Source organism: Citrobacter tructae (assembly GCF_004684345.1).
Lineage (GTDB): Bacteria > Pseudomonadota > Gammaproteobacteria > Enterobacterales > Enterobacteriaceae > Citrobacter > Citrobacter tructae.
In genome coordinates this window covers 1,405,043-1,427,481 of record NZ_CP038469.1, presented here as the reverse complement: position 1 = coordinate 1,427,481, position 22,439 = coordinate 1,405,043, and the positions used below count along the sequence as shown (strand labels likewise).

The 22,439-nt window shown below is 50.9% G+C and carries 39 protein-coding genes and 1 pseudogene; 27 read left to right on the top strand and 13 right to left on the bottom strand.

Annotated features, from left to right (window positions below; translation table 11 throughout):
* Positions 1 to 19 precede the first annotated feature (19 nt).
* Both E4Z61_RS07605 and E4Z61_RS07600 read right to left on the bottom strand, forming a co-directional pair.
* Positions 20 to 676: a carbon-nitrogen hydrolase family protein gene (locus E4Z61_RS07605; protein ID WP_135322238.1), complete on the bottom strand. Its 657-nt coding sequence runs from the start codon at positions 674 to 676 to the stop codon at positions 20 to 22.
* A gap of 106 nt (positions 677 to 782) precedes the next feature.
* Positions 783 to 1,007 (bottom strand): DNA polymerase III subunit theta, encoded by a 225-nt coding sequence (locus tag E4Z61_RS07600; protein WP_135322237.1) that lies wholly within the window; start codon positions 1,005 to 1,007, stop codon positions 783 to 785.
* Between the two features lie 144 nt (positions 1,008 to 1,151).
* Here E4Z61_RS07600 and yobA point away from each other — a divergent pair, with 144 nt between their 5' ends.
* From yobA to E4Z61_RS07585, 3 genes are read left to right on the top strand one after another with little or no spacing between them, the layout of a single operon-like run.
* Complete coding sequence (yobA, locus tag E4Z61_RS07595; protein WP_135322236.1) at positions 1,152 to 1,526, top strand: CopC domain-containing protein YobA; 375 nt, start codon at positions 1,152 to 1,154, stop codon at positions 1,524 to 1,526.
* Positions 1,527 to 1,530: 4 nt separating this feature from the next.
* Positions 1,531 to 2,403, top strand: a complete 873-nt coding sequence (gene copD, locus E4Z61_RS07590) for a copper homeostasis membrane protein CopD (protein ID WP_135322235.1) — start codon at positions 1,531 to 1,533, stop codon at positions 2,401 to 2,403.
* 16 nt (positions 2,404 to 2,419) lie between these two features.
* Positions 2,420 to 2,758, top strand: coding sequence for a YebY family protein (locus E4Z61_RS07585; RefSeq protein WP_135322234.1), 339 nt, complete (start codon positions 2,420 to 2,422; stop codon positions 2,756 to 2,758).
* A 336-nt stretch (positions 2,759 to 3,094) separates the two neighbouring features.
* Here E4Z61_RS07585 and E4Z61_RS07580 read toward each other — a convergent pair whose 3' ends face one another.
* From E4Z61_RS07580 to E4Z61_RS07540, 10 genes are all read right to left on the bottom strand, one after another.
* A complete protein-coding gene (locus E4Z61_RS07580; RefSeq protein WP_135322233.1) occupies positions 3,095 to 4,180 on the bottom strand; it encodes a tyrosine-type recombinase/integrase in 1,086 nt (361 codons plus the stop codon).
* The gene (locus E4Z61_RS07575) at positions 4,149 to 4,421 is read right to left on the bottom strand and encodes an excisionase (protein ID WP_135322232.1); all 273 of its coding nucleotides are present in this window, start codon (positions 4,419 to 4,421) and stop codon (positions 4,149 to 4,151) included. Before E4Z61_RS07575 ends, E4Z61_RS07580 begins: the two co-directional genes overlap by 32 nt.
* Positions 4,422 to 4,485: 64 nt before the next feature.
* Positions 4,486 to 4,728: a DUF4060 family protein gene (locus E4Z61_RS07570; protein ID WP_135322231.1), complete on the bottom strand. Its 243-nt coding sequence runs from the start codon at positions 4,726 to 4,728 to the stop codon at positions 4,486 to 4,488.
* The gene (locus E4Z61_RS07565; RefSeq protein WP_003841645.1) at positions 4,715 to 4,918 is read right to left on the bottom strand and encodes a hypothetical protein; all 204 of its coding nucleotides are present in this window, start codon (positions 4,916 to 4,918) and stop codon (positions 4,715 to 4,717) included. The genes E4Z61_RS07570 and E4Z61_RS07565 overlap by 14 nt, the downstream gene beginning before the upstream one ends.
* Entirely contained in the window at positions 4,911 to 5,255 is a 345-nt protein-coding gene (locus E4Z61_RS07560; RefSeq protein ID WP_135322230.1) for a hypothetical protein, read from the bottom strand. Before E4Z61_RS07560 ends, E4Z61_RS07565 begins: the two co-directional genes overlap by 8 nt.
* A gap of 34 nt (positions 5,256 to 5,289) precedes the next feature.
* The gene (locus E4Z61_RS07555; RefSeq protein WP_135322229.1) at positions 5,290 to 6,330 is read right to left on the bottom strand and encodes a RecT family recombinase; all 1,041 of its coding nucleotides are present in this window, start codon (positions 6,328 to 6,330) and stop codon (positions 5,290 to 5,292) included.
* 14 nt (positions 6,331 to 6,344) lie between these two features.
* Positions 6,345 to 8,831 (bottom strand): RecE family exodeoxyribonuclease, encoded by a 2,487-nt coding sequence (locus tag E4Z61_RS07550; protein ID WP_135322228.1) that lies wholly within the window; start codon positions 8,829 to 8,831, stop codon positions 6,345 to 6,347.
* Between the two features lie 139 nt (positions 8,832 to 8,970).
* Positions 8,971 to 9,132, bottom strand: a complete 162-nt coding sequence (locus tag E4Z61_RS23855) for a YdaE family protein (protein WP_053389201.1) — start codon at positions 9,130 to 9,132, stop codon at positions 8,971 to 8,973.
* Positions 9,133 to 9,143: 11 nt separating this feature from the next.
* The gene (locus tag E4Z61_RS07545) at positions 9,144 to 9,350 is read right to left on the bottom strand and encodes a hypothetical protein (protein ID WP_016156718.1); all 207 of its coding nucleotides are present in this window, start codon (positions 9,348 to 9,350) and stop codon (positions 9,144 to 9,146) included.
* A 330-nt stretch (positions 9,351 to 9,680) separates the two neighbouring features.
* A complete protein-coding gene (locus E4Z61_RS07540) occupies positions 9,681 to 10,112 on the bottom strand; it encodes a hypothetical protein (protein ID WP_089502798.1) in 432 nt (143 codons plus the stop codon).
* Between the two features lie 25 nt (positions 10,113 to 10,137).
* Between E4Z61_RS07540 and E4Z61_RS07535 the strand changes: the two genes are divergently transcribed.
* The 19 genes and pseudogenes from E4Z61_RS07535 to E4Z61_RS07435 all read left to right on the top strand — a co-directional run bounded on the left by E4Z61_RS07535 (position 10,138) and on the right by E4Z61_RS07435 (position 20,450).
* Positions 10,138 to 10,398 (top strand): transcriptional regulator, encoded by a 261-nt coding sequence (locus E4Z61_RS07535; protein ID WP_089502797.1) that lies wholly within the window; start codon positions 10,138 to 10,140, stop codon positions 10,396 to 10,398.
* A 2-nt stretch (positions 10,399 to 10,400) separates the two neighbouring features.
* A complete protein-coding gene (locus E4Z61_RS07530) occupies positions 10,401 to 10,940 on the top strand; it encodes a toxin YdaT domain-containing protein (RefSeq protein ID WP_135322227.1) in 540 nt (179 codons plus the stop codon).
* A gap of 84 nt (positions 10,941 to 11,024) precedes the next feature.
* Complete coding sequence (locus tag E4Z61_RS07525; protein WP_135322226.1) at positions 11,025 to 11,936, top strand: replication protein; 912 nt, start codon at positions 11,025 to 11,027, stop codon at positions 11,934 to 11,936.
* A 2-nt stretch (positions 11,937 to 11,938) separates the two neighbouring features.
* Positions 11,939 to 12,688: an ATP-binding protein gene (locus E4Z61_RS07520; RefSeq protein ID WP_135322225.1), complete on the top strand. Its 750-nt coding sequence runs from the start codon at positions 11,939 to 11,941 to the stop codon at positions 12,686 to 12,688.
* A gap of 18 nt (positions 12,689 to 12,706) precedes the next feature.
* The gene (locus E4Z61_RS07515; protein ID WP_126957837.1) at positions 12,707 to 13,018 is read left to right on the top strand and encodes a hypothetical protein; all 312 of its coding nucleotides are present in this window, start codon (positions 12,707 to 12,709) and stop codon (positions 13,016 to 13,018) included.
* Complete coding sequence (locus E4Z61_RS24100; RefSeq protein ID WP_135322224.1) at positions 13,015 to 13,467, top strand: hypothetical protein; 453 nt, start codon at positions 13,015 to 13,017, stop codon at positions 13,465 to 13,467. Before E4Z61_RS07515 ends, E4Z61_RS24100 begins: the two co-directional genes overlap by 4 nt.
* Positions 13,464 to 13,676, top strand: a complete 213-nt coding sequence (locus E4Z61_RS07505) for a hypothetical protein (protein ID WP_135322223.1) — start codon at positions 13,464 to 13,466, stop codon at positions 13,674 to 13,676. The genes E4Z61_RS24100 and E4Z61_RS07505 overlap by 4 nt, the downstream gene beginning before the upstream one ends.
* Positions 13,673 to 13,963: a hypothetical protein gene (locus E4Z61_RS07500; protein ID WP_135322222.1), complete on the top strand. Its 291-nt coding sequence runs from the start codon at positions 13,673 to 13,675 to the stop codon at positions 13,961 to 13,963. The genes E4Z61_RS07505 and E4Z61_RS07500 overlap by 4 nt, the downstream gene beginning before the upstream one ends.
* A gap of 1 nt (position 13,964) precedes the next feature.
* Complete coding sequence (locus E4Z61_RS07495; protein ID WP_135322221.1) at positions 13,965 to 14,438, top strand: class I SAM-dependent methyltransferase; 474 nt, start codon at positions 13,965 to 13,967, stop codon at positions 14,436 to 14,438.
* A 159-nt stretch (positions 14,439 to 14,597) separates the two neighbouring features.
* Positions 14,598 to 14,888 (top strand): annotated as a pseudogene (locus E4Z61_RS24095) (DUF550 domain-containing protein); the annotation flags it as partial.
* A gap of 168 nt (positions 14,889 to 15,056) precedes the next feature.
* Entirely contained in the window at positions 15,057 to 15,443 is a 387-nt protein-coding gene (locus E4Z61_RS07485) for a hypothetical protein (RefSeq protein WP_135322219.1), read from the top strand.
* Positions 15,444 to 15,638: 195 nt separating this feature from the next.
* Positions 15,639 to 16,133, top strand: a complete 495-nt coding sequence (locus tag E4Z61_RS07480) for a DUF1643 domain-containing protein (RefSeq protein WP_032943664.1) — start codon at positions 15,639 to 15,641, stop codon at positions 16,131 to 16,133.
* A complete protein-coding gene (locus tag E4Z61_RS07475; protein WP_135322218.1) occupies positions 16,126 to 16,383 on the top strand; it encodes a DNA polymerase III subunit theta in 258 nt (85 codons plus the stop codon). The genes E4Z61_RS07480 and E4Z61_RS07475 overlap by 8 nt, the downstream gene beginning before the upstream one ends.
* A 751-nt stretch (positions 16,384 to 17,134) precedes the next feature.
* Complete coding sequence (locus E4Z61_RS07465; protein ID WP_089502786.1) at positions 17,135 to 17,329, top strand: hypothetical protein; 195 nt, start codon at positions 17,135 to 17,137, stop codon at positions 17,327 to 17,329.
* 55 nt (positions 17,330 to 17,384) lie between these two features.
* Positions 17,385 to 17,984: a DUF1367 family protein gene (locus tag E4Z61_RS07460; RefSeq protein ID WP_135322216.1), complete on the top strand. Its 600-nt coding sequence runs from the start codon at positions 17,385 to 17,387 to the stop codon at positions 17,982 to 17,984.
* Positions 17,984 to 18,190, top strand: a complete 207-nt coding sequence (locus tag E4Z61_RS07455; protein ID WP_135322215.1) for a hypothetical protein — start codon at positions 17,984 to 17,986, stop codon at positions 18,188 to 18,190. The genes E4Z61_RS07460 and E4Z61_RS07455 overlap by 1 nt, the downstream gene beginning before the upstream one ends.
* A 2-nt stretch (positions 18,191 to 18,192) precedes the next feature.
* Positions 18,193 to 18,798, top strand: coding sequence for a recombination protein NinG (locus E4Z61_RS07450; RefSeq protein WP_135322214.1), 606 nt, complete (start codon positions 18,193 to 18,195; stop codon positions 18,796 to 18,798).
* A 211-nt stretch (positions 18,799 to 19,009) separates the two neighbouring features.
* Positions 19,010 to 19,699, top strand: coding sequence for a bacteriophage antitermination protein Q (locus E4Z61_RS07440; protein WP_135322212.1), 690 nt, complete (start codon positions 19,010 to 19,012; stop codon positions 19,697 to 19,699).
* A 181-nt stretch (positions 19,700 to 19,880) separates the two neighbouring features.
* The gene (locus E4Z61_RS07435; protein ID WP_109866325.1) at positions 19,881 to 20,450 is read left to right on the top strand and encodes a hypothetical protein; all 570 of its coding nucleotides are present in this window, start codon (positions 19,881 to 19,883) and stop codon (positions 20,448 to 20,450) included.
* On the opposite strand, the gene E4Z61_RS23850 is transcribed toward E4Z61_RS07435, so the two are convergent.
* Complete coding sequence (locus tag E4Z61_RS23850; RefSeq protein WP_165755478.1) at positions 20,428 to 20,583, bottom strand: hypothetical protein; 156 nt, start codon at positions 20,581 to 20,583, stop codon at positions 20,428 to 20,430. The two genes, E4Z61_RS07435 and E4Z61_RS23850, sit on opposite strands and share 23 nt — an antisense overlap.
* A 204-nt stretch (positions 20,584 to 20,787) precedes the next feature.
* Here E4Z61_RS23850 and E4Z61_RS07430 point away from each other — a divergent pair, with 204 nt between their 5' ends.
* Genes E4Z61_RS07430 through lysC form a run of 5 tightly spaced genes read left to right on the top strand, consistent with a single transcriptional unit; the run spans position 20,788 to position 22,393 of the window.
* Positions 20,788 to 21,186, top strand: coding sequence for a putative holin (locus E4Z61_RS07430; protein WP_049041756.1), 399 nt, complete (start codon positions 20,788 to 20,790; stop codon positions 21,184 to 21,186).
* Positions 21,183 to 21,458: a phage holin family protein gene (locus E4Z61_RS07425; protein ID WP_128611492.1), complete on the top strand. Its 276-nt coding sequence runs from the start codon at positions 21,183 to 21,185 to the stop codon at positions 21,456 to 21,458. Before E4Z61_RS07430 ends, E4Z61_RS07425 begins: the two co-directional genes overlap by 4 nt.
* Positions 21,458 to 21,856 (top strand): M15 family metallopeptidase, encoded by a 399-nt coding sequence (locus tag E4Z61_RS07420; RefSeq protein WP_135322211.1) that lies wholly within the window; start codon positions 21,458 to 21,460, stop codon positions 21,854 to 21,856. The genes E4Z61_RS07425 and E4Z61_RS07420 overlap by 1 nt, the downstream gene beginning before the upstream one ends.
* A complete protein-coding gene (locus E4Z61_RS07415) occupies positions 21,853 to 22,236 on the top strand; it encodes a DUF2570 domain-containing protein (protein ID WP_135322210.1) in 384 nt (127 codons plus the stop codon). Before E4Z61_RS07420 ends, E4Z61_RS07415 begins: the two co-directional genes overlap by 4 nt.
* A complete protein-coding gene (gene lysC, locus E4Z61_RS24090; RefSeq protein ID WP_135322209.1) occupies positions 22,121 to 22,393 on the top strand; it encodes an Rz1-like lysis system protein LysC in 273 nt (90 codons plus the stop codon). Before E4Z61_RS07415 ends, lysC begins: the two co-directional genes overlap by 116 nt.
* Positions 22,394 to 22,439: the final 46 nt, after the last annotated feature.

Below are 22,439 nucleotides of genomic sequence, written 5' to 3'. Positions count from 1 at the left end.
TGCTCCTGGCCGAAAACGACTAGCGTAATGGAATGATATCGCCTTGCCAACCCTGAGAGGTGCGTTGACCGGTTAAGAGCAATGAACCGCTGCCCGCGCGCACAATTAACCGGCCGCGTTCATCCCATAATGCGCTGCTACCGCGCGCATTAGCCATCAGCACCGCAATGGCGAACTGATGTGAGAAATGTTGCAGGCGAGATGTTGAGGAGAGGAGTTCAGGTTCGCTGACGCACTGACTGGTGGTAAACAGTGAAAACGCAGGGTCAATATCGATGCCCTCCGGCTGGCTGTCGACGACGCTGATGGTATTTCGCTGTCTGGCAATACAGGCACCATGGCTCTGGTGAAACGTTAACGGTGACGTCATCCATGGAGAAAAAAGTGCGATGCCTTTTACGAAACGTTCTTTATGTTCAACCGGTAACCCCACGATAATGGTCATGCGATACGTCACGGCGGCGTGGGCGAGGGGTTGCAACAGAGATTCATCGGGTGGGGCGGGAAGTTCATCGCGCTCATCAATACAGCCCAACAGAGACAGGGAGGGAAAAACCAGCAACTCACATTGGCATTTAGCGGCGGCTCTGATGAACTGCAGGTGATGGGCGACGTGTTCAGTTAGTGATGATTGAAGTGGTTCGTACTGCGCTGCAGCGATTTTCCAGTGTGACATAATGACTTCCTTTTCATAGTGTCTACATTCATCTTTAAAGTATAGATTAAGAATATACTTATACTGTAGCAGCCATCATGTAAGGAATCGTAACGTATTATAAGTTTTATTTAACTTTCGGCTCGTAAGGTAAACGTGAGAGGGAAACGGATGCCAAGCGATGTGCAATTAACCGTTCACGAAACCAGTCACGTAAATGTTCAGGTTGCTCACGCTCGACGACTTCTGCAACAACCGGCATGTTATAGCGCTCTTTAAAAGCGACGCCTGCCGCAGCCAGGTCGACATTGACCTTATCCATTTCAGCTTGTTCGAGTTTGGCCAGATTCATGCGTTTCTCCTTATTGGTATCCCGTAGCGCGCAAAAGTTACTAAGAGTGTGCGTTAATGGCAAGCCTGAATTGATGATTCTCGACTCGTTCATTGTAGAAGGTTATTCTCTACAGAATAGACATAACGAAAAGGAATAGTTGATATGGCTTCACCTGCATCTACACTTCGCTCTGCTTTCATCGTACTCGCCAGCGTTCTGGCAACACCCGCTGCATTGGCTCATGCTCACCTGACAAAACAAAGCCCGTCGGCTAATGCCGAGGTCGCGACATCTCCCCAGGCGTTGACGCTGAATTTTTCTGAGGGCGTCGAGCCGGGATTCAGCGGCGCAACGCTGACAGGCCCAAACAAAGAACAGATCAAAACGGGCAAGGCGACGCGTAATGAACAGGACAAGACGCAACTGATTGTGCCTGTTGAACAGTCACTGGATGCTGGAAAATATACGGTTGACTGGCATGTTGTGTCAGTGGATGGCCACAAAACGAAGGGACACTATACCTTTAGCGTGAAATAAAACGATGCTGGCATTCACCTGGGTTGCGCTGCGGTTTATCCATTTTGCCTCTTTGATGCTGGTGTTTGGCTGTGCGCTGTACGGTGCCTGGCTGGCCCCCGTTTCGGTGCGGCGTTTAATGATGCGTCGTTTTATGCGCCTGCAACGCCATGCCGCGATGTGGAGCTTTCTCAGCGCGACGCTGATGATGGCTGTCCAGGGGGGATTGATGGGTTCTGGCTGGCAGGACGTGATCGCCGTTGATATATGGGAGGCGGTCCTGCAAACGCAGTTTGGTGGCGTATGGCTTTGGCAAATTATCCTTGCTCTGGTCACGCTGGTGATAACCCTCATTGTGCCGCGCAGCATGTCACGACTGCTGCTGATGCTGACGATTGCGCAGTTTATTTTATTGGCCGGAGTCGGACATGCGACGCTTCATGACGGCGCAACGCGGGCCATACAGCAACTTAACCATGCATTGCATCTGGTGTGCGCTGCCGCCTGGTTTGGCGGCTTGCTGCCGGTTCTCTACTGCATGAGAATGGCACAAGGTCGCTGGCGACAGCAGGCGATCGACACCATGATGCGTTTTTCCCGCTTTGGGCATCTTTTCGTTATTGGTGTCTTGCTCACCGGTATAGCGAACGGGCTGTTTATTGTTGGGTTGTCCTTCCCCTGGCATGCGGCCTATGGGCAATTGCTGTTGTTAAAATGTGTGCTGGTCGCGCTAATGGTGGCGATTGCGCTGGCGAACCGGTATGTTCTGGTACCACGTATGCAGCAGGATAAACGCTGCATGACTCTCTATTTTATTTGGATGACTAAGATTGAATGGGGAATAGGGGCCGTTGTGCTGGCGATTGTCAGCCTGTTTGCAACCCTGGAACCGTTCTGATGGACTGGCAAAACGTATGAAAAAATTGATTATCTCGGTGTTACTTCTGGCAAGTTCAGGGGCGGCATTCGCTGCGCCTCAGGTCATTACCGTCAGTCGTTTTGAGGTTGGCAAAGACAAGTGGGCGTTTAACCGCGAAGAAGTGATGCTGACGTGTCGACCGGGTAATGCGCTGTATGTCATTAACCCGAGTACACTGGTGCAATACCCGCTGAACGATATTGCCAGGCAGCAGGTTGAAAGTGGTAAAACTACCGCCAAGCCGATCGACATTATCCAGATTGACGATCCGGCAAAACCCGGCCAAAAAATGAGCCTTGCCCCGTTTATTGAACGCGCGGAAAAACTCTGTTAATTGCCAGATGTATCGTTCTGATTTCCAATAAAAAACCGCAACGTTCTTGCAGAAGAACTTGCGGTTTTTGCGTTGTAGCGGGTGACAATCGTCCTTTTTTTCAGGCCACTTTGGTCGCGGACTGGAAAACCTGGCGCTGTCATCTATTCTTAAATGGCAGGGTAACTTAGCCTGCATTAATGCCAACTTTTAGCGCACGGCTCTCTCCCAAGAGCCATTTCCCTGGACCGAATACAGGAATCGTATTCGGTCTCTTTTTATGTGCTTGTTTTCATTGGGTTTTTTCGGTTCCTTCCCGAAATCCCACGAAAATTACTCGAAATTTCCATATCCTGTCTAAACCATAACATATTCTGCACCGCGTGCGTCCAGGTATTTTTTGGTCATTGTTAAATTTTTATGCCCCAGCAGTCTCTGTGCGAAATCCTCTCCGCGCTCCCTTTCATACAGTCTACTCGCCAAGCTCCTGATCTCATGGAAAGGAGGAGGGTTGGGGCCAAACTTTAACTCTGTAGAATCCCTGATATCAGAAAATGCTTGAGTGATTCCGTCCGGGGTTAACGGACCTGGCTTCCTGCCGCCACGCCTTACCGCAGAATAAAGCATGAAGTCTGACGGGTTGTTTTTACGACAACGGTCGATAACATCCTGCAGCACCAAATCAGCAGAGTCCAGTCGCAAATCAAGTGGCAACGCCAATTTGTGACCTGTCTTTTCCTGCGTGACAAACAACCTTCCATCCCTGATATCGCTGAATCTGAACAACGATACGTCTTCTCTTCTTTGCCCGGTGACAAGTGCCAGGTCACATGCGTTTGCAGCCCATTCGGAATGGGTAGTTGCGGCATCCCTTATTATCTCAAACTGCTCAAGCAAAAGACGCTCACGCTTAACTTTTGGCGTCGGCGTTCTTGTCGGCTCTGCCGGGTTTCTTTCAATATGCCCCTCGACAATTGCTTCCCTGAAAATATCCAACAAAACCGAACGCAGTCCGGAAGCCATGCTCTTCTTGTCACAGAGTATGTAACTCTCAAGAAAAGTAGATACATCCTTAGTGCTGACCGCCGATAACGGCATACGTCCGAATTCATCACTGATAGTGGCGAGCTGATTGCGCCTGACCTTCATCGTGTTGGGCTTCAATTCTCTTCGCTCAAGAATTACTTCGTAGCGCTCGAGCCACGCTTTAACCGTAAATGTTGGTGTTTCCTTTATGCGGTCCAGCAGCGCAGACGGAAGGTAATTTTGATCGATGTAGTTATTGGCTTCGATGGCCTGAGAGACGGCATCCTTTCTGTCGATCCGGCCAAGAGATATCTCTTGACCGGTAATCGGGTTTCGCCAGCTATAAAGCCTGTCTCGTTTACGATAGGTCAGGTTACGTGGCAGATTAGCGTCGTAACGTACTGGCCTTTTCGCCATGAGTCAGTCTCTCCAGTAGAGTGCCACCAGTTGGCAGCGAGATGTGTTTTGCTTTGGGACGAAGGTTCTTTTTGCTCGGATCCACATAGATAGCATCTGGCTGGACCTTGTATTCTTTGCCGTGAAGTTCCGGAGCAGGGTAAATGCGCCCCTCCCGCGCCCAGCGGCGAAGTGTTGAAAGAGACGGTGGGGTTGAATAAGTTGAATTCGCCCATTCCTGCAGATTAAGAAGCTTGGCCATACTACCTCCGGCTTCCGGCAACTTATTATAGAGCCGCCGGAAAACTGTTAATGAAAAATCGTTATCAACTCACCTGACCTGGCAGGGCGCGCAACCGGCGCATACCTGTCATCGCCGTGGCCACGTAACTCGCCTTACGGTTCACCACTTCCACCCAGACCTTCACACCTTCAACTCTCACCGTGTACGTCTCCTTCATCTTGCTGCGGCCATAGTCGCCGTAGCGTTCGTGATGAGTGGCCAGTGCTATGTGGCATGCCTGACGCGCTAACGGGGATTGCTGGTTGCCTCGGTTAATTAATCGCATGGTCACCGCCTTCTGGATTGGATGGTTGACGGAAAACCGCTCGGGACGGCGACCAATCGCAATATGCATCGGTTTCGGTATGTCCGAAAATTGCCTTACAGCGACGGATATGGGCGCAGTCGCCGCAGGTCTTACCCTTCGGGAGTTGCATTTTATCGGGGTCTGCCGGGTTATAATTTAGCTCAGTCATTCCAGGCCTCCAGCTCGTTCTGGATTTCCTCGTCGATCTCGTCATTGGTGGCGTCTTCGTTTAGATAGTCGCGCGCCTCTTTAAGATACTGTTCTCGGCGTTCGTGGTACCAGGCAGAGAACTCCGGTGACCAGCCGCGACCATTACCTTGAAAATCAACCAGAGCGTTGTCCTCAGCCATACGCTCAACCATGCAGCCGGCAGTTGTCAGGGCGCATTCCCGGATGTAACCGCGAAGGTGCTGTTTGCGCCACCAAGGACTTACTTTCGAATCGCAACGTCCTTTGAACTCAATTTCCCAGCGGCGGATGCAGCGTGCGTTTAAAGATTTACTCATCTCGTTACCGGGAGGGTTCGCCCTCCCGCCTCCCTTAGGCCACGTATTCCGGTTTCATATCCGCCAAGGTGATGCTGAACTGATCGTGCAGCTCGTCGCCCAGATGACGTTTCGCCGTTGCAAGAACTCGCTCAACTTCCCCAAACCGTTCAGCTGCATCCGGTTCATCCGGAGACGGCAGGGAGTTGATCGCGGCTTCAACCTTGTTACGTGAATCAACCAGGTAGTAGCGCTTCACTGCCTTATTCTTCAGCTCGGTGAACAGGGCAGATCCGAGCGTGGCCTTCGCGCTTTCGATATCAGCGCGCAGTGCTTTTGCGCTATCAACATCCTGTGCAGCCTCGATGCGCTCGCGGAAATCATCGGCAAGAGCGTCGATATTTACCGACGATTCGTGTGCGCTTTGCGTAGTTGTGACGGTGTCACCTGATATATCAGCCAGGTTAACGTGCTTCGGTGCTGGGTTAATCTCTTTCTCAGTGCGTGGCTCAACTTCATCTGGACTGTAGACGCCGAGGATGACTTCTGGGCAGTACAGGCGAGCCCAGTACTTTACCGCCAGATAAGCGATCTGCTGTTTCGGCGCTGTTTTCCACAATGGGGAGTTACGTGTGGTGATATCTGCCAGGTAGATTGGCTCGCCCCAGGTGATTTCTTCTTCTCCGCGCAGTACGGCGCCAACCCGGATAAACAGACCTAATTCATCACGACCGTCTTTTTTCCCGGCGATCTTCTCCCAGTCACCGCCGTACTCGTAATGGAAGCGGCCAATAATGGCGCTGGAGCTGGAGATTACTGCGTTAACCAGCTGCGCTTCGTAACCCAGCACACCGTTGACCAGGTGTGTTTTCTGGGCAACTGCATATGGGTTCATTCCCCACTGCATAGCCTGCATGACGATAGCCATACAGTCGGCGGGTTTCCCCGCCAGGTGTTTGGGGACGGTGACGGCAGACTGCGCCATCAATTCAGCGAAAGAGGTGAGCTGGCCTAGCGCCTGCACGTTGAATACAGCGTTACTGGCAGAAATGGTGTTTGGTGCCTGCTCAGTCGTGATGATGTTGGTATTTTGCATGGTCAAATCCTCCATTAAGCCAGACGCAGCGCTTCAAGGCGGCGCAGGTCGAAGTCGTTCAGTTCGTCGGTGTAGTCTTCGGTTATCGGTGCAGACCAGCAATCGGTGTCATACGCATTTGCGAGTGCACGCATGGTGCGCTGATACTCCAGCAGCCCGAGGTCGAGCAAATCTTCCGATGCCTCAATTACCGCCACCCAGTGGTAGCCCTCGTCTTTGTTGACGAAGATCCAGAAGAACTGATCAAAGTCGGCAACGGAGCAATACATGCCAGCGCTGAGGTGGTAGTCGCGGTCGATGATTTCCCGGTGCAGTTTGGCGCGCAAACCGTCTTGCTTAACGCGTCCCATGCTGATCGTCTTCAGGTCAACACCGATACGAACGCCGTTGATTTCAACCTCAAGATCAGGGCGCACACGGACTTCCAGACCGGTTTCGTCGTCCATCCCGAAATAACTGGTTTCCACTGAACGGGAAGGATGGCGCAGCAGTTTCCCGGCTGATTCATGATTCAGTAGGGCTTGCTGAATTGCCGTGGCCAGCGTCAGTTGTTCTCTGGACAGGATGGTTTTCCCATCAACGCTATCGCGCCATTGCTGCTCAAATTCATCAGCGAAAATGGCCTCCGGGCTGACCGCGCGTATCGCCGCCTGAAGTTCTTCTTTCTTACCGGTGAGCTTCAGTTGCTCGGCCTTTGGCTTATCCGCGTTAAATTCTCGAATGAACGCCTTCATGGAGTCGGTGGTGGTAAACGCCTCAGCAGGAATACCTGGGAATACCGCAAACTCTTCGTGGAGCTTTTCGGGCTCCAGGGCCAGGGTGTGCGCCAGGCTACCGAACGTCAGCGCTTCGCTGCTTTCGCGACGGATAGTCTTGGTCACGTGACGGCCGTGATAGAACATCAGGCTGACACGTGCGTCTTTCACCTGGGTTGAGCTGATACCGTTCGCTGCGTGATAAACCTCGTTCGGCAATCCTTCATAGCGGCCTGGCTCAAAGTAAGCAGGATACACAACAGCCGGTTCGTCAGAATGAGATTCTGGCTTGATTTGTGCCGCAACCGGTTCGGTTTGGTTTACAAAATTGCTATTTTGGGCGACAGAATCCGCATTCTGGTTTACATCGGCTTGCTGGCCGGTATGTGACTCTTCACCAGTTTCCAGACTGCTTTCGCCTGACTGCACTTCATTACCAGCCTGCTCTTCATCACTGACAGTTTCTTCCATCTGCACATTGCTGGTGGTTTCCTTATTAAGTGGTGAACGGTCATCTGTATGTGTTTGTTGATCACCCATCAGGCCATCAATGGAGAAAACTCCTGCGCCAAGATTCTCAACGCGAGGTTGATCCTGAGCGTTTGGTTCCTGCGCGCCAGCTACAGGCAACGGCCATAACTCAACCGCAGCGTTGAATTCAGCAGTCATCGTCTGGTTAACAAATTCCAGATGAGCAACAGGTGTCAGGTGAATATTCTCCGGCGCGATGCGTACCAGGTTAAAAATGGCTGTGCGGTTTACGCCCAGAACGCCTGGTTGATTGCGCAGGATGCTGCTCCATGATTTCCACGGTTCTTCTTTTTTGGCTACGATTTCTTTGGCGCGACGAAGAATGCTGCCTGGAATTTCGAAGTGGTTGAAGTCCATCGGCAGAAGGGCGCAGGCAATCTCTAAATCCAGTGTATCCAGCGTGTGATGTGCGCCATCGCCACGGTCGGTGACATATCCGCCATCGGCATTTGTACCGGAGTCAGTGCGTTGAACATTACTGATGCGGTTACCGGCGGCCCATTCGCGCGCCAGAATGCCACGGTCGATGTAATCAGTATTGAACCAGATCCTGATGAACCGCATTACAAGAGATAGTTCAGTCCGTTTCCCTTCGACCGGGAAGACGGTTTTCAGAGCAGCTACAACCCGGGAGATGTCAATCTCAGCAGCATTCTTGAAAAACTCCACGTTTTCAGCAGCAAGCAGCAGGTTCTGGACGTAGCTGTTATCCATATCCAGCTCGAGTCCTTGAATAATTTTCTTTTGCTCAGCATCGATGTGATAAACATATTCATCAGAGATGAACTGAGCCAAGATACGCTGGCGCAAGGATAGGGTGGCGACAGTGATCAACTGCGGCTGTTCTGCCTGCTGGGATTCGTCTGCATGGCCGGTTTCACCATCAACGACATTGTCATCAGCCTGGTGGTTTTCTTCCTGCGCCGCGTTATCAGCTTTCAATTTCACATTCCAGGTACGCTGGTCTTCGGCCAGCTCGTAACGATCACACCAGGTGAAATCAACTTCACCTTCTTCCGGCAGGTCATCAACAACAGGAAAATCAGTGCGAATCGGTTTGGCGTAGTCCTTGCCACGACCGGTCTCGATACCTGCATCTTCCAGCGCAACGTCCAGCATCAGGTTGGCGCGAGCCTCAGTTTTCGCAGCGAACCAGACAAAAGCATCAGGCTTTCCCGACTTTTGCGTGGCTTTAACTACATATGGAAATTCCATGTGAGATCCTCATTTTTGGGTGTTAGAATCCCCGGACCATTGATAGCGCCCATTGGGTTAACTTTGGTTTTGATGTTGTTTCCGGTGTAACTTTGGTCGGTACCACCGGACGTAGATCCCGCCTTGCGCGGGTTTTACGTTAGCCTTCGTGAGCCATCTGGTCGTGCGAAGCGCAACGTCTGGAGCAATACTCTTTCTCTTTGCGCGCCAGCTGTGAGCCGTTGCGGTAGAGAAGGGTACTTTTGATTACTTCTTCCGGTTTAACCGGCTTGCTGCAATAACCGCATTTCTTGTCTTGCATGACACTCTCCGTTAATGGCTGAGGCCATTCCCCAGACCGTTCAGATAAACTTCAACCAGCAAATCCCTGGTGTAAGTCATCTCAACGCCGCGATGCAGATACAAACGACCGCGAGCATTAGCTGATGCCGTCCAGGTTGAATCCTTATGTTTGACGAGCATTCCAGGCTGAACTGCGCCGCGGTTTACCGTCTGTGTACCGTAGTGCTGATGAACCATGATGTTCTCCAGTTTTTCGAGTGAACTTCGCTGGTGGTGCCGTGGTGCTGATCTTCACAGTTGAGCGTTTTAACTCTGCAGTTCACCACCGCGAAGCTCACTTCTATGTTTTGCCCTTGTCGCCAGGCTGGCGGAACGTTTATCGGAGCAACGCAGCGCGTTGTTGATGGGATTAGTTTACTCATTACTAAACCATCCTGTAAAGTAAATTATAAACAAAATTATTAAGCTCGTACTAAACGTATGAGGGATTAGGGCGATTAGTGGATTGAAGTGGCGTAAAGACATAAAAAAACCGCCGATATGGCGGTTTAGTTTGAGAGGGATAGGTTATTTATTTCGAGATGCCAGTAGTTCTTGGAAAAGCTTATTGTACTTATCGTGCTTAGCTTTAAATTCCTGGAGAACAGCCTTCTTCTCTGAATCTGGGAAGGCGCGGTAATGCAAAAGCAACTCCAACTCATCAACTAGTAGAATCGTATCATTACTGGCTTTATCAGGGTGCTGTTCATCAGTATCAAGATAACCAGGGCGCATACCATAGTCGCGCTCAATTCTTCTGGCGGCTCTTTCACCAAAGGAGGTCTTGCCATTTATCAATTGCGATAAATAGCTCTTCTCTTTTTCTGGTAGCGACTTACCGGCAAACCATGCCTTTAGCTGCTTCCTACGGATATCTGCTGTGCTCATGTGCGTATTTTGATTAGTTAATGCTAAACAAGCAAATACTTGACTAAAAGGTTTAGTAATTAGTAAACTCATAAAACACCTTACTTGGAGGGCACATATGCAACTCAAAGATTATCTATCCCAGCAGCGCGGTAATGCCAAATGGTTGGCTAAGAAGCTTGGGATTTCCATGCCTTACTTATCTCAAATGGCGTCATGCACCTCAGCTATTTCACCGGAGAGGGCCATCGAAATTGAGCGCTTCACAAATGGCGTCGTTAACCGCGCTGACTGCCTACCTGAGAAATGGATGCGCATCTGGCCTGAATTTTCCCCACAGGCCGCTGAATCAACAACCGGAAAACAAATGAGGTTGTAAAAATGCAATCACTTACATTTCAACAGAATAACAACCTTTCTACATGCCCGATGATAAATCGCGCTCAAACAACGGATTGCCCGAACCATGAAAATATTCGTGATGCGGTTCGCTCCTGGGCTGGTGCTGATGGTCAGGACGTAGTTACGGCTCTGATCATCGAAGAGTACCAGGCTCAGGGTGGTGACGACATCACTTTCCCTGATGATCTCTGCCGAAAGCGCCAGAAGCTTTTCCGCTTCCTGGACAACCATTTCAACAGCGAGCGGTACCGCGAGAACGTTCGCCAGCTGACTCCGGCAATCCTCGCGGTTTTGCCGATTGAGTTTCGCAGTCGCCTGCTGCCAGAAGACAACATCATGGCTCGCCTGGCACGTATGGAGAAGGAAACCAGCGAAGCGAAGATAGCTGTCGCAATGGATGCGCCGCGTCATCAGAAGCTGAAAGAGTTGAGTGAGGGGATCGTGGAGATGTACCGCGTTGACCCTGGCTTAACCGGTCCATTGATGGAGATGGTGCAGATGATGCTGGGGGTTGTATGACGGGTTCAAAAATGGCGAAAGCCGCGGTGCTCGAACACCAACGGCCTTCAGGTGCAAAAACAGGACGTAATTGCGGAGAACAGTATGTCAAATACCGCTGAAATATACAAATTCCCCACGCAGCAGGGGAAACAGGAGAGCAGCATGGCTGAACTGGAGAAAGGCTATTTGCGCCTGGCCAACCAGATTCAGGATGCCCTGTGTATCGTCGAACTATCCGGGCGCGAGTTCCGGGTGCTGAATGCTATCGTTCGTCTGACCTATGGCTGGTCTAAGGGTTCTGACCGCATCGCCAATAGCCTCATTGCAGATAAAACGACGCTGAAGGTGAAGCACGTATCTGAAGCCGTGTTGAGCCTTGCCTATCGGAACATCATCATCCTGCGCCGCATTGGGCAAACCAGATACATAGGGATTAATACCAGCCTGGATAAATGGGCGTATACCAAGCCAAATTGCATGAAGTGTCCAGCGGTGTTTCCTGCTGCTGAAGTTGTCACATGGGTTATTACCATCCCTGAATTCAGGGATAGCAATTTTACCCCTTCAATCATCCCTGAAAACGGGGATAACCATCCCCAAAAACAGGGAGAGGTATCCCTGAAAACAGGGAACACCAAAGACATTCTTCCAAATACAAATATAAATACAGATCTAACCCCCTCTAATCCCCCAAAGGGGAAGGGTAAGTTTGACCCGCTGACGATTCCCGTTCCTGAGTGGCTTGATTCTGTGTCCTGGAGTGAGTGGGTTGCCTACCGCCAACAGTCTGGCAAAGCCATCAAGACCGAAATGACAGTCACCAAAGCATTCAAGTTGCTCAAGGCTTGCATGGACGAAGGTCACGATCCCGTTGATGTGATCAACACCAGTATCGCCAACGGATACCAGGGACTGTTCAAACCGAAGTTCGCTCTCAATGACCGCAAAACGGGCAGGGATGTGAACCGCATTTCTGAGCCAGATAAAACCATCCCAACCGGATTCAGGGGGTAACGGTGAAAAACATTGTTAATTCCGGCAGCGCTCTTGATCGCCTGAAAAAACTCATACCGCCAGGTGTTCAGCCTAAGTTCACCAGTGCAGCAGAGCTGCTGGCGTGGCAGCGGGAAGAAGGCCTGAAACATTGCGAAGAGCTGGACAAGCTGAATCAGAAAGCGCGCACAGAGAAAATCTTCGGTCGCTCTGGCATCCAGAGCCTGCATCGAAGCTGCACGTTCGCCAACTACGAAGTATCCGGTGAGCAACAGCGCAAGGCCTACACCATGGCGAAAAGCTACGCGCAGAACTTTGGGGCTGGCTTTGCGAGCTTCGTGTTCAGTGGCGGTCCTGGTACCGGGAAAAACCATCTGGCAGCGGCAATCGGGAATCATCTCCTGTCCGGTGGCCAATCTGTGTTGGTGGTGACAATCCCTGATCTGATGCTGCGCGTTCGCGAGTGCTACGACGGTGGCCAGTCAGAGGCTTCACTTCTGGATGACCTCTGCAAAGTCGATCTGCTGGTGCTGGATGAAGTCGGTATTCAGCGCGGTAGCAACGGCGAGAAAGTCATTCTGAATCAGGTTATCGACCGTCGCCTGTCGTCGATGCGTCCGGTGGGGATCCTGACGAACCTGAACCACGAAGAACTTCTCGGAGCGTTGGGCGCGCGGGTTATCGATCGCCTCCAGATGGATGGCGGGATGTGGGTGAACTTTGACTGGGGCAGCTATCGCAAGAACGTTAGCCATCTCCGGATCGTTAAATAACTTCGAGGGCAAATCACTATGGCAAGCAAATCACTGTGGGCAATTGTCGATTTTCTTCGGGTTAACCAGACCATAACGCCTCGTCAGGTTCAGAGCCTGCTGGGATGTGACAGTAAGAAATCGCACAACCTGCTGCTTCACCTGGTACGCAGAGCGGTAGTAATCCGCACTGGCGAGCCGCATCGCCCGGTCTATTCACTTCAGCCCGGCGGGGAGCTGAACATCAAGCAGCTCAAGTCGAGCATGAGCAAAAACATGGTCACATCAGTTTGCCGCACAAGTCCGGCAATGCAGCGTGTACTGGCGTTTTACGGGAGAGCATCAGCATGAAACCAACATACGAACAACTTGAGCAGCAGGTGCTCGAACTGTCAGTACAGCTCGCTAACGCCGAGAGCAAGTGCAGGGAGCTGGCGGCGGAGAATGCGGGGCTGAATGTATTCATCGAGGAAGAATGCTTTGTCTACTCAAGCTTCACTCCAGAACCTATTGATGCGAATGACTGCAAGCCTGAAACCCCAGCCACCGACGCTTTCCTGGCTGAAGTGCGGGCGCAGGCCCACAAGGAAGGTGCTCACTTTGTAGCAAATCGAATGCTGGCCGCATGGGAAGCCGGTTTTATCGATGATACCGCGAAGAACGCCGCTGATATTGCCCGGATGATTCTTACCTCCACAGAGTTTATGGCTGACGCACTAGAGGGTGATTTTGACCGCTCTTTTGCTGATGGCGTACTCGAAGATATCGCCGCCCAGCTTCGCAAAGGAGCCGCGCTATGAGCAAACCAACCGATGAAGAAATCATTGCTGTACTGAAACGTCGTGGACCATGCATGACTTACGTAGTGAATAACTGGCTGCGTGATGACCATCGTTCATTGCAAACAGCATACGTATTGCGCCGCCTGAAAAAGCTAGAAGCAATAGGCGTAGTTAAGCGCGTCAAAACCAATTACAAGGTTCAAATATGCTGGGAGGCAGTCCAATGACAGCACTCAACAAACAGGCGCTGATTGCCAAAATCAAAAAGCAGACCGAGAGCTTTGACACAGTGGTGCTGAAAGAGGATGAAGCTAACGCGCTACTGGATGAGCTGGAATCCGCAGAGAAGCGCATAGCAGAACTGGAGGCGCGGACGGTGACGCTGCCTGTAACTGGTGACGTCCACTCCCTTGCACCTTATGAAGTGAAAATATTCTGCGAGTTCAAAAAGAATATTGTTCAAGAGTGCGCCGACGCAATCCGCGCCGCTGGCATTGGCGTGAAGGGGGAGTGAGATGGCAGAGCAAACTATTTTAGACGTGTGCTGCGGCTCCCGCATGTTCTGGTTCAACAAGCAGGACACCCGCGCCGTGTTCACTGATATCCGCGCCGAAGAGCATGAGCTGTGCGACGGTCGCCGCCTGGTTATCAGTCCCGACCTGATTGCCGACTTCCGTGTGCTGCCATTCGCCGACGCATCGTTTCCGGTTGTGGTGTTTGACCCACCGCATCTCGAGCGCGTGGGCCAGTCTGCCTGGATGGGTAAAAAATACGGGCGACTGAACAAAAAAACGTGGCGCTCTGACTTACGTGCCGGTTTCAAAGAAGCATTTCGGGTGTTGTGGCCATGCGGCGTGCTTATTTTTAAATGGAACGAAACACAAATCCCAGTTAGCCAGATTCTGGCGCTTACAGATGTGAAACCTGCAATTGGTCAGCGTACCGGGAAGAACGATAAAACCCACTGGATTATTTTTGTGAAGGACTAACTCATGGCAACTAACAACCACCCGGTGCACGGTCCTGTATCACTCGATCGCCTGCACCAGATACGCGAAATACTCAGCAAAGCGGCAGCACAAAGCGACGGCGGTAATCTCGGCTACGCAATGGCTGATGCTGTGAAGGTGATTGATGGGGTGATTTCTCGCGAACTGGTACGCCGTGAACATGCAGCATGGTCACTGGCTACTTTCGGCGATGTCGGTCCAGTTGGTCCGCTAAAGCACCTTTCCAAAGAAGCGCTCGAGGCTGCTGCTGAACCCGGCGACCTTAGCGAATGGGCTGACATGCAATTCCTGTTATGGGATGCGCAACGTCGTGCCGGTATCAGTGACGAGCAGATTACCCAGGCGATGGTGGAAAAGCTGAAGGTGAACAAGCAGCGCCAATGGCCTGAGCCGAAAGACGGTGAGCCGCGGCTGCACATCAAAGCGGAACAGAGCCAGGAGCACAAGTGATGCAACCGCAACTGGAATACGCTACGAAGCGCATCGCCGAACTGGAAATCTTGCTGTTGGTGGATAGCAAAGACGTTGCTCGCATGCTTCAATAGACGAGATGTGGGGTGATGGTTATTAAAATGACTTATTTTGGCTGGTTAGTGGGTGAAAATGAATATTAAGGTGCTCTTAATTAAGGCTTTATGTGGCGCGTTAATCACATTGCTGGTACTTGCGGGTATCTTGAGTGTCTACATTTACGGCAAGGGTGTTGATGCTATTATCATCTGCATTGCGTTTTATGCTGTATTGATTGATTGGGCAAAAACCAGAGGGTGTTGGGAAAAAACTCGGCTTTTAAAATTTTACGTAGTTCTCATCTCGCTAGCTGCAATAAATGCCTGGCAAGTTTTGAGTCACTTAGATGTGACAGGGGCGTATAACATAAAATTAGCTCTTCTCATCACGTTAGGTGTGGCTTTAAAAATGACGATTTTTTCTTTACTTCTTATGCCGTGGAGAAATGAAAAGTCTGCGGTTCGTGTGGTATAGAAGAATTTCATAGAACTTCGGGGTTACATCACAGTAATCAATCTCTCTATTTAAACCCGCTGTAGCGGGTTTTCTTTGGCAATTCCGCACCTGTTTGCTTAGGCTCAGATGAGGGCCAATCTGCTGGAGCTATGCCAGTCGAAACAAATTGCAGCCTGACCTATAATCCCCTCCATAACCCGAGGGGATTTTATTATGTCAGCGAATTTCAGCGAATGCGGTAAGTATCGATACCGCCTTGATCGGAAAATTGGAGTCGCGCTCAAGACGGTAGCGTTCATTGGTATAAACCCATCAATAGCAAATGATGTAGATAACGACAGAACCGTTAACCGGATGTTGGAATTTGCGAAGGAAAATGGAGCAGGCAAGGTCATAGTTGCTAATGTGTTTTCTCTTGTTTCAACAGATATCAATGGATTGAGAACAGATATTCCCCTAAGGGGAAATGAGCACGATTTCCACTTCCAGCAGATTATTAGCGAGGCCGATATTTTAGTTCCGTGCTGGGGGAGTAGAGCGAAGCTGAGGGCGGGTAATAGACATCTCCTGGATAATTGCATGAACTTACTACTGTCTTCTGGGAAGCCAGTCCTTTGCTTTGGGAAAACAAAATCAGGCAAGGACCCTTTGCATCCGCAAAGACTCCCATCAGGTACCAAGCTAAAGGAGTGGGCATTGGATGAGTGATTTCAACATCGCAGCAAAATCGAAAGAAGAGCAGGACAAGGTTAACGTCGACCTTGCTGCAAGTGGCGTAGCGTACAAAGAGCGCCTGAATATGCAAGTTATCGCCGAGCAGGTAGCCCGCGAGCAGCCAGAGCACCTGCGTGAATACTTCATGGAGCGTGTTCGCTACTACCGCGAACAAAGCATGATACTGCCGAAAGCATCCGATCCGCGCTATCTGGATATGGCTGCGCAGAACGAGAAGAAGTAATGGGATGTCTCATTGTTGGCGGCATCAAGTTTTACACTCTGGCAGAAGGTGAGTCGTATCCGGATCCGCATGCTGATAACCGGTATGTAGGCGCATATGCTGTATTTCCGTTCGAGGGAAAGTGGGTAGCACAGAAGTATTTCAGGGGAGGGCGCTGGAGAGATATCACCGAGCGTCGATTTAACACTGAAAACGAGGCATTCAACTTCACCTACGAATACGCGTTTCTCCCGGAAAACCGCTACAAATATTAGTCGATCGATAATACCGATCGATTTGATAAAATCGATCTATTAAATCGATTATCAAATAAGCACAGCGCAGCAACAAATTACCAACCTGACTTTCCTCGCCACGAGTGAAATATGTCCCCTGACGACATCGACACCTTTGTCATTTACCTGACGAGAGCATTCCAATCAGATATTTACAATCGACAGTTTTGACGTAGTTACCTGTTAAAAATAACGATCAATTTTTGCACGAAAGTAGCAATAAAATTTATCTAAATCAATCGGATAAATGACCTTGCGCAAACAGGTCTTTCATGTGCATACTTAAGCAAAACAGATAAATACTGTTTATATGTACAGTTGTTTTGGAGTATAGTTAAGATGTTGCAGTAAATAGTTTTATTTTTCTTCCAGCCAACCTATTAGGAAATTTGCGCCATTTGGTATGTTGGTTCTGTGGACGGGATTATCCCGGCTGGAAGAGTGAAATTTGTTGATAGCAAAGTGAGGAGGGGGATGTGAGCATTGAGGTCGCTGAAGCGATTGATACCGTCAAGGAAGGTGGTAAATTCGTCATTACATGCGAAGGTGGTGAAGTAACAAGCCTTGAGCGCGTAAGAGATGATCAGCACGTTCTCTCTCTCGCTGAGTTACTCGATCTCCTCCGGGAGGCAGGTTTCCGGATTGACGGAGAAGATAGCCTACTGCCATAATCCTTTCGTCGCCTGAACAACGACACGGAGCAGCAAAGCGCCACGGAGAGAAACCATGGCGCACGAACTACAACTAATCAAGCAGTCCTCAGGAATCCTGATCCCGGCTACGCCCGAGACCAGTGATATTCTGCAGTCGAAAATCAAACTCGGTGCCGTGCTGGTGTCCGAGTTCCGGCAGGTACGCAATCCAGCCTTTCACCGTCGCTTCTTCGCATTACTCAATCTCGGATTTGAATACTGGGAACCTACTGGCGGAGCAATCTCCTCCAACGAACGCAAGTTGGTAACCGGCTACGCAAAATTTCTTGCCTCATTCGCGGGAAGCGAAGCCGCGCTCCTGGATGCTGCCGAACAATATCTCGACCGCATCGCCGATAAGCGTGGCGGTAGCATCAGCATCTGCAAATCCTATGACGCATACCGAGCATGGGTGATAGTCGAGTCTGGTCACTACGACGCCATACAGCTGCCCGACGGCACCCTCCGCAAACATCCCCGCAGCATTGCCTTCGCCAACATGGACGAAACTGAGTTCCAGCAGCTCTACAAAGCCGCGCTCGATGTTCTGTGGCGCTGGGTATTGTCCAGGGCATTCAAGGACCAGCGTGAAGCGGAAAACGCCGCAGCGCAGCTCATGAGCTTTGCGGGGTGATGGCGATGAAATACTCATATTTCCATCATCACGAATGCACAACCGAGCAGGCCGACGAGCTGGTGGCCAGTTACCGCCGTCGTGGCGCCACGGTAGAACGCAGCCTTAATCGCGACAACATCACCTGGACTGTCAGCGTGCAGTTGCCGGAAAGCGAGAAAGCGCCGCGTCCGAGTAAGGTCTGGCAAAACAGGGCGTGGGGTTGAGTATGGCTAAGCTACCGCGCCGCAAGTGCGCCAACAAAGAATGCCGCCAGTGGTTCCACCCGGTCCGCGACGGGCAGGTGGTTTGCTGCTACGAGTGCGCCACCGCCGTTGCCAAAGCGCAGACCGCGAAGAGCCGGGCCGAGGCGCAGCGTGTTGAGAAGAAGCGCCAGCTCGAAGAGAAGAAAGAGAGTAGGGATCGGCAGGCCAAAAAACGCCTTGAGGTTAAGCCGCTAAGTTACTTCGCAAAGCAGGCGCAGCAAGCGTTTAATGAGTTTATCCGGTACCGGGATCGGCATCAGCCATGCATCAGCTGCGGTCGCTATCATGATGGCCAGTATCATGCCGGCCACTTCCGCACCACCGGAGCTAACCCAGAGCTGCGCTTCAACGAAGACAACTGTCATCGCCAGTGCGCCCCCTGTAATAACCATCTCTCCGGCAACCTGACGGCATACCGCCCGGCGCTGATCGCCAAAATCGGCCAGGCACGCTTTGATGCCCTGATGGGCCCCCACGAATTACCGAAATGGAAACGCGACAACTACATCCGAATCCGCGATGAGTACCGCGCAAAACTCAAAGAACTGAAACAGCGGGAGGCAGCGTGAAAATCACTTACAGCGACGAAGGAACCCATGCCCGTATCTGGTTGACCGGTCCTTTCTGGCAGTTTGGAAGAGCGAGGCGTGTTGCTGACGCTGGACTCATGGCTTCCCCAGTTAATTCGTGGGAATCGAAAGGATTGACCTTCCAGATAACTCTTTACGGGAAAAGCTCTCACGTTCTGCGCGCATATAAAGCGATAGCTAAGGCGGTCGCATGAATACTCAATTTCTCGAATACGTGCGCCAGCAGCTGATTATGGCCACCGCCGACCTAAGTGGTGCGACGAAAGGTCAGCTGATGGCCTGGCTGGAGAACGCCCAGTTTGATATGGGAACGTTTAAACGTAAGAAGCCTCAAGTACTGGATGAAGTGACCGGGAAAATGATTACGCTTGATAACCCACCGATTCCCGGCAAGCAGTCGCATGCCAAGGGGTCGCATATTCCTCTGGTGCAGCCGGTTGAATACTCCACCTCATCGTGGCGCCGCGCACTGATGTCACTCGAAGAACACCAAAAGGCGTGGCTGTTATGGAACTACAGCGAGAATGTGCGCTGGGATAATCAGGTGTTGATTACTCAGTGGGCGTGGTCGAAATTCTGCGAGCATCTGGCCGGAAAAAAGGTGGCGAAGAAGACCATTGACCGTTTACGGCAGTTGATATGGTTGGCGGCGCAGGATGTGAAAGCGGAACTGGCGGGGCGTGATGTCTATCAGTATGGTGATCTCGCTGCGCTGGTGGGCGTTAATAAAACAAACTGGTCTCAGAATTACGTGGAACATTACGATGCGATGATCAGCCTGTATAAGGGACTCGATTCCCAGGCGCTACTGCATGTTTCGCGATCACGTTCACAACAAAAGGCAGCAAATTATCAGCAAGGTATTGCAGAAATGAACTAATTAGCATATATTTCGTGTAAATCTGATATTGTGCCATTGTTGTATGCACTGGCAGTAAATGAGTTTTCAAGCCCGAGGTTAGCGCCTTGGGCTTTTGGCGTTTCTGGATACTGATATGCCAAGAAGAGTGGTAATCAGGTAGTATTCATTCAATAAGTAGGATGCAGAAGGTAATAGCATTATGGAAAATATTACTGGCGAATACTTTTTGGATGCTGACGACGAGCTTGTCGATTACCTTGAAAAGCAGGGTGAAGAATGCATCAAAGAGGCTTACCACTCGAACACTGTCAATATTGAGAATGGCTATAAGCTGCTCAATATTCAGATCGTCGGTATTGGCTCTTCGTTTTTACTCCTTACTCAAAAAACGAACTGGGACTACCTTGCTGTTGGTATCGCTGCATTTACTTTCTTGTGGACATGGTGCGCAATATATCTTGTCCACTCAGGGTTGTCGGTTAATGTCAGGGCGTTGATTTCTGCACCGCCAGATAGTCTTTACACTAAGAGCTTTAAAAGTATCGATAGCGACGATCACCAGTGGTTTCGAGGAAATGGCTACACCGGGACTGAGAAGACCCTTCCCATTATCCGGCGTTACCGCTTGGCTGATCTGTGTAAGACGTCAAAAGAGATGCTGGTATTAAACAAAAGAATTAGAACGCATCTTGATAGAGCAAGGATCATGACAATCCTTGCTCCGGTAGTGTCTATAATGGCATCAGCTATTGCTTTTTGTTATCTCTGACAAAGTCAGCAGAATCGCCGACAAATACACGTCTCGTGGCAAATTCTTTTGCTGGCTGGGGTTGAGGCGCGGGTTTTGGAGCTTCAGTCGATTGTGATTTATTTTCGTTTTGTGGCTGCTTTTGTTCAGACATAAAAACCTCTTCGTTTGAGTTGTTACTTTTGGCGATTTAACGATATCAAACGCGAGGTTATACCGCCAGACACATGATCTGGCTCTTCACTTTGCCCTGGCGTTTGCCGGGGCTTTTTCATTTCAGGCTCACGGGAATCATCCGCTACGTGCTTTGTTGATAAATCCAGCCCGTGAAGCCTGACCCTCTACACACGGAATAACTATGTCTGAGCCAATCACAATTGCCAGTGGGGTGACCTCCGCTACGGTAGGGATCACTTTCGCCACTATGTTCCCGGAGGCGACGCCTGGCGTAATGTTATGTGCGCTTGCCGGGGCGGCAATGTATGTGCTGACCTCAGAGCCTCATCAACTCTGGAAGCAGATGCTCTTCGCGGTCATTTCGTTCATGGGGGGCGTGTTCTTCTCCGTTCCCATGGCAAAGATACTCGCAGGGGTAATCAACACAGCTCTCGGGCTGCTGCAGCCGCCGGTAAGTATCGAAGTCTCACCAAATGTTGGTGCGCTGGTATCCGCTTCCATTTCCGTCGCAGTCCTGCTTCGAATCGTCGCCAAATCACGGCGCGGCAAGATGCCCGGGCTGGAGGAGGAAGGGAAATGACATGGCATTCCGTCATCCTGGACGCGAACGCGATCATCTGTATGGCGATCGTGATGCGTCTGATGTTCTTCAGTAAAGCAGGGAAGACACACCGACCCGGTTACGCGTGGATGGCTTACCTGCTGATTCTGGCGGCGGGCTTCACCGCTTTCCGTATCCTTCTCGGCCATTACAGCAACGTTGACCCGGGTGAGTTATTCCTCAACCTGGCTATCTGCATTGCTGTCTGGCGAGCCAAAGGCAACCTGGCAAAAGTCGTAAGGGCTGAATGATGCAAACCAATAACTTCAGATTCTCACAGCGTAGCGAGAACAACCTCAAAGGTGTCAAACCGGTGTTGGTGAACGTAATCCGCCGCGCGCTGGAAATCACCCCTGTCGACTTCATCGTCATTGAAGGGCTGAGAACGCAGGCCAGACAGAAAGAACTGGTTGCCACCGGAAAGTCGCAGACGATGAACAGCCGTCACCTGACCGGTAACGCTGTCGATATCATCCCGGTTAACACCACATGGAATATTGAAGAGTTCAAGCCGTTGCTAAAGGCGGTTAAACAGGCAGCTGATGAACAGGGTCTGAAACTCCGCTTCGGAATCAACTGGAAAAATGACCCGTCGCTGCCTATCGAAACCAGATTCATCGATGCGCCACATATCGAGATCCCCGCATGAACATCAGTCTGAAGTCGCTGATTGTGCCGGGTGTAATTCTCCTGCTGGTTCTGGCGTCATGGCTCTCATACGCCAGCTACAAAGGCGAGAAGAAGCGTGCTGATGATGCCGAGCAGTCTGCAGCCAGTGCTGTGACTATTACCGATAACGTCCTGCGCACTATCAAAATCACCAACATCGTTCTGGAGACCAACCAGTATGCCAAACAGCAGATCGCACTGGAGTCACAGAAAGCCCAGGCAGATATCAAAGTGGCTGTTGCGGATGATGAGTGCGCTCGTCGGACTGTGCCTGCTGGCGCTGCTGACAGGTTGCGGCAATACGCGGACAGTTTACGTACCGGTTCCGGTGTTACCACTACCGGCAAACCTGACAGCTGAGACGCCACAACCAGCTATTCCTGACCCGCTGACCTACGGGGCCAGTCTGGATCTGAATGTAAGCCTGCTGTCGGCGCTTGGTCAGTGCAATCTGGATAAGGCTGCGGTTAGACAAATAGATGATATTCGTCGCGGCACAGAGGCTTCAGTAAACTGAAAGAATGGTGCTTAATTGGTTGTTGACCTGAAGACTAACTTCAATG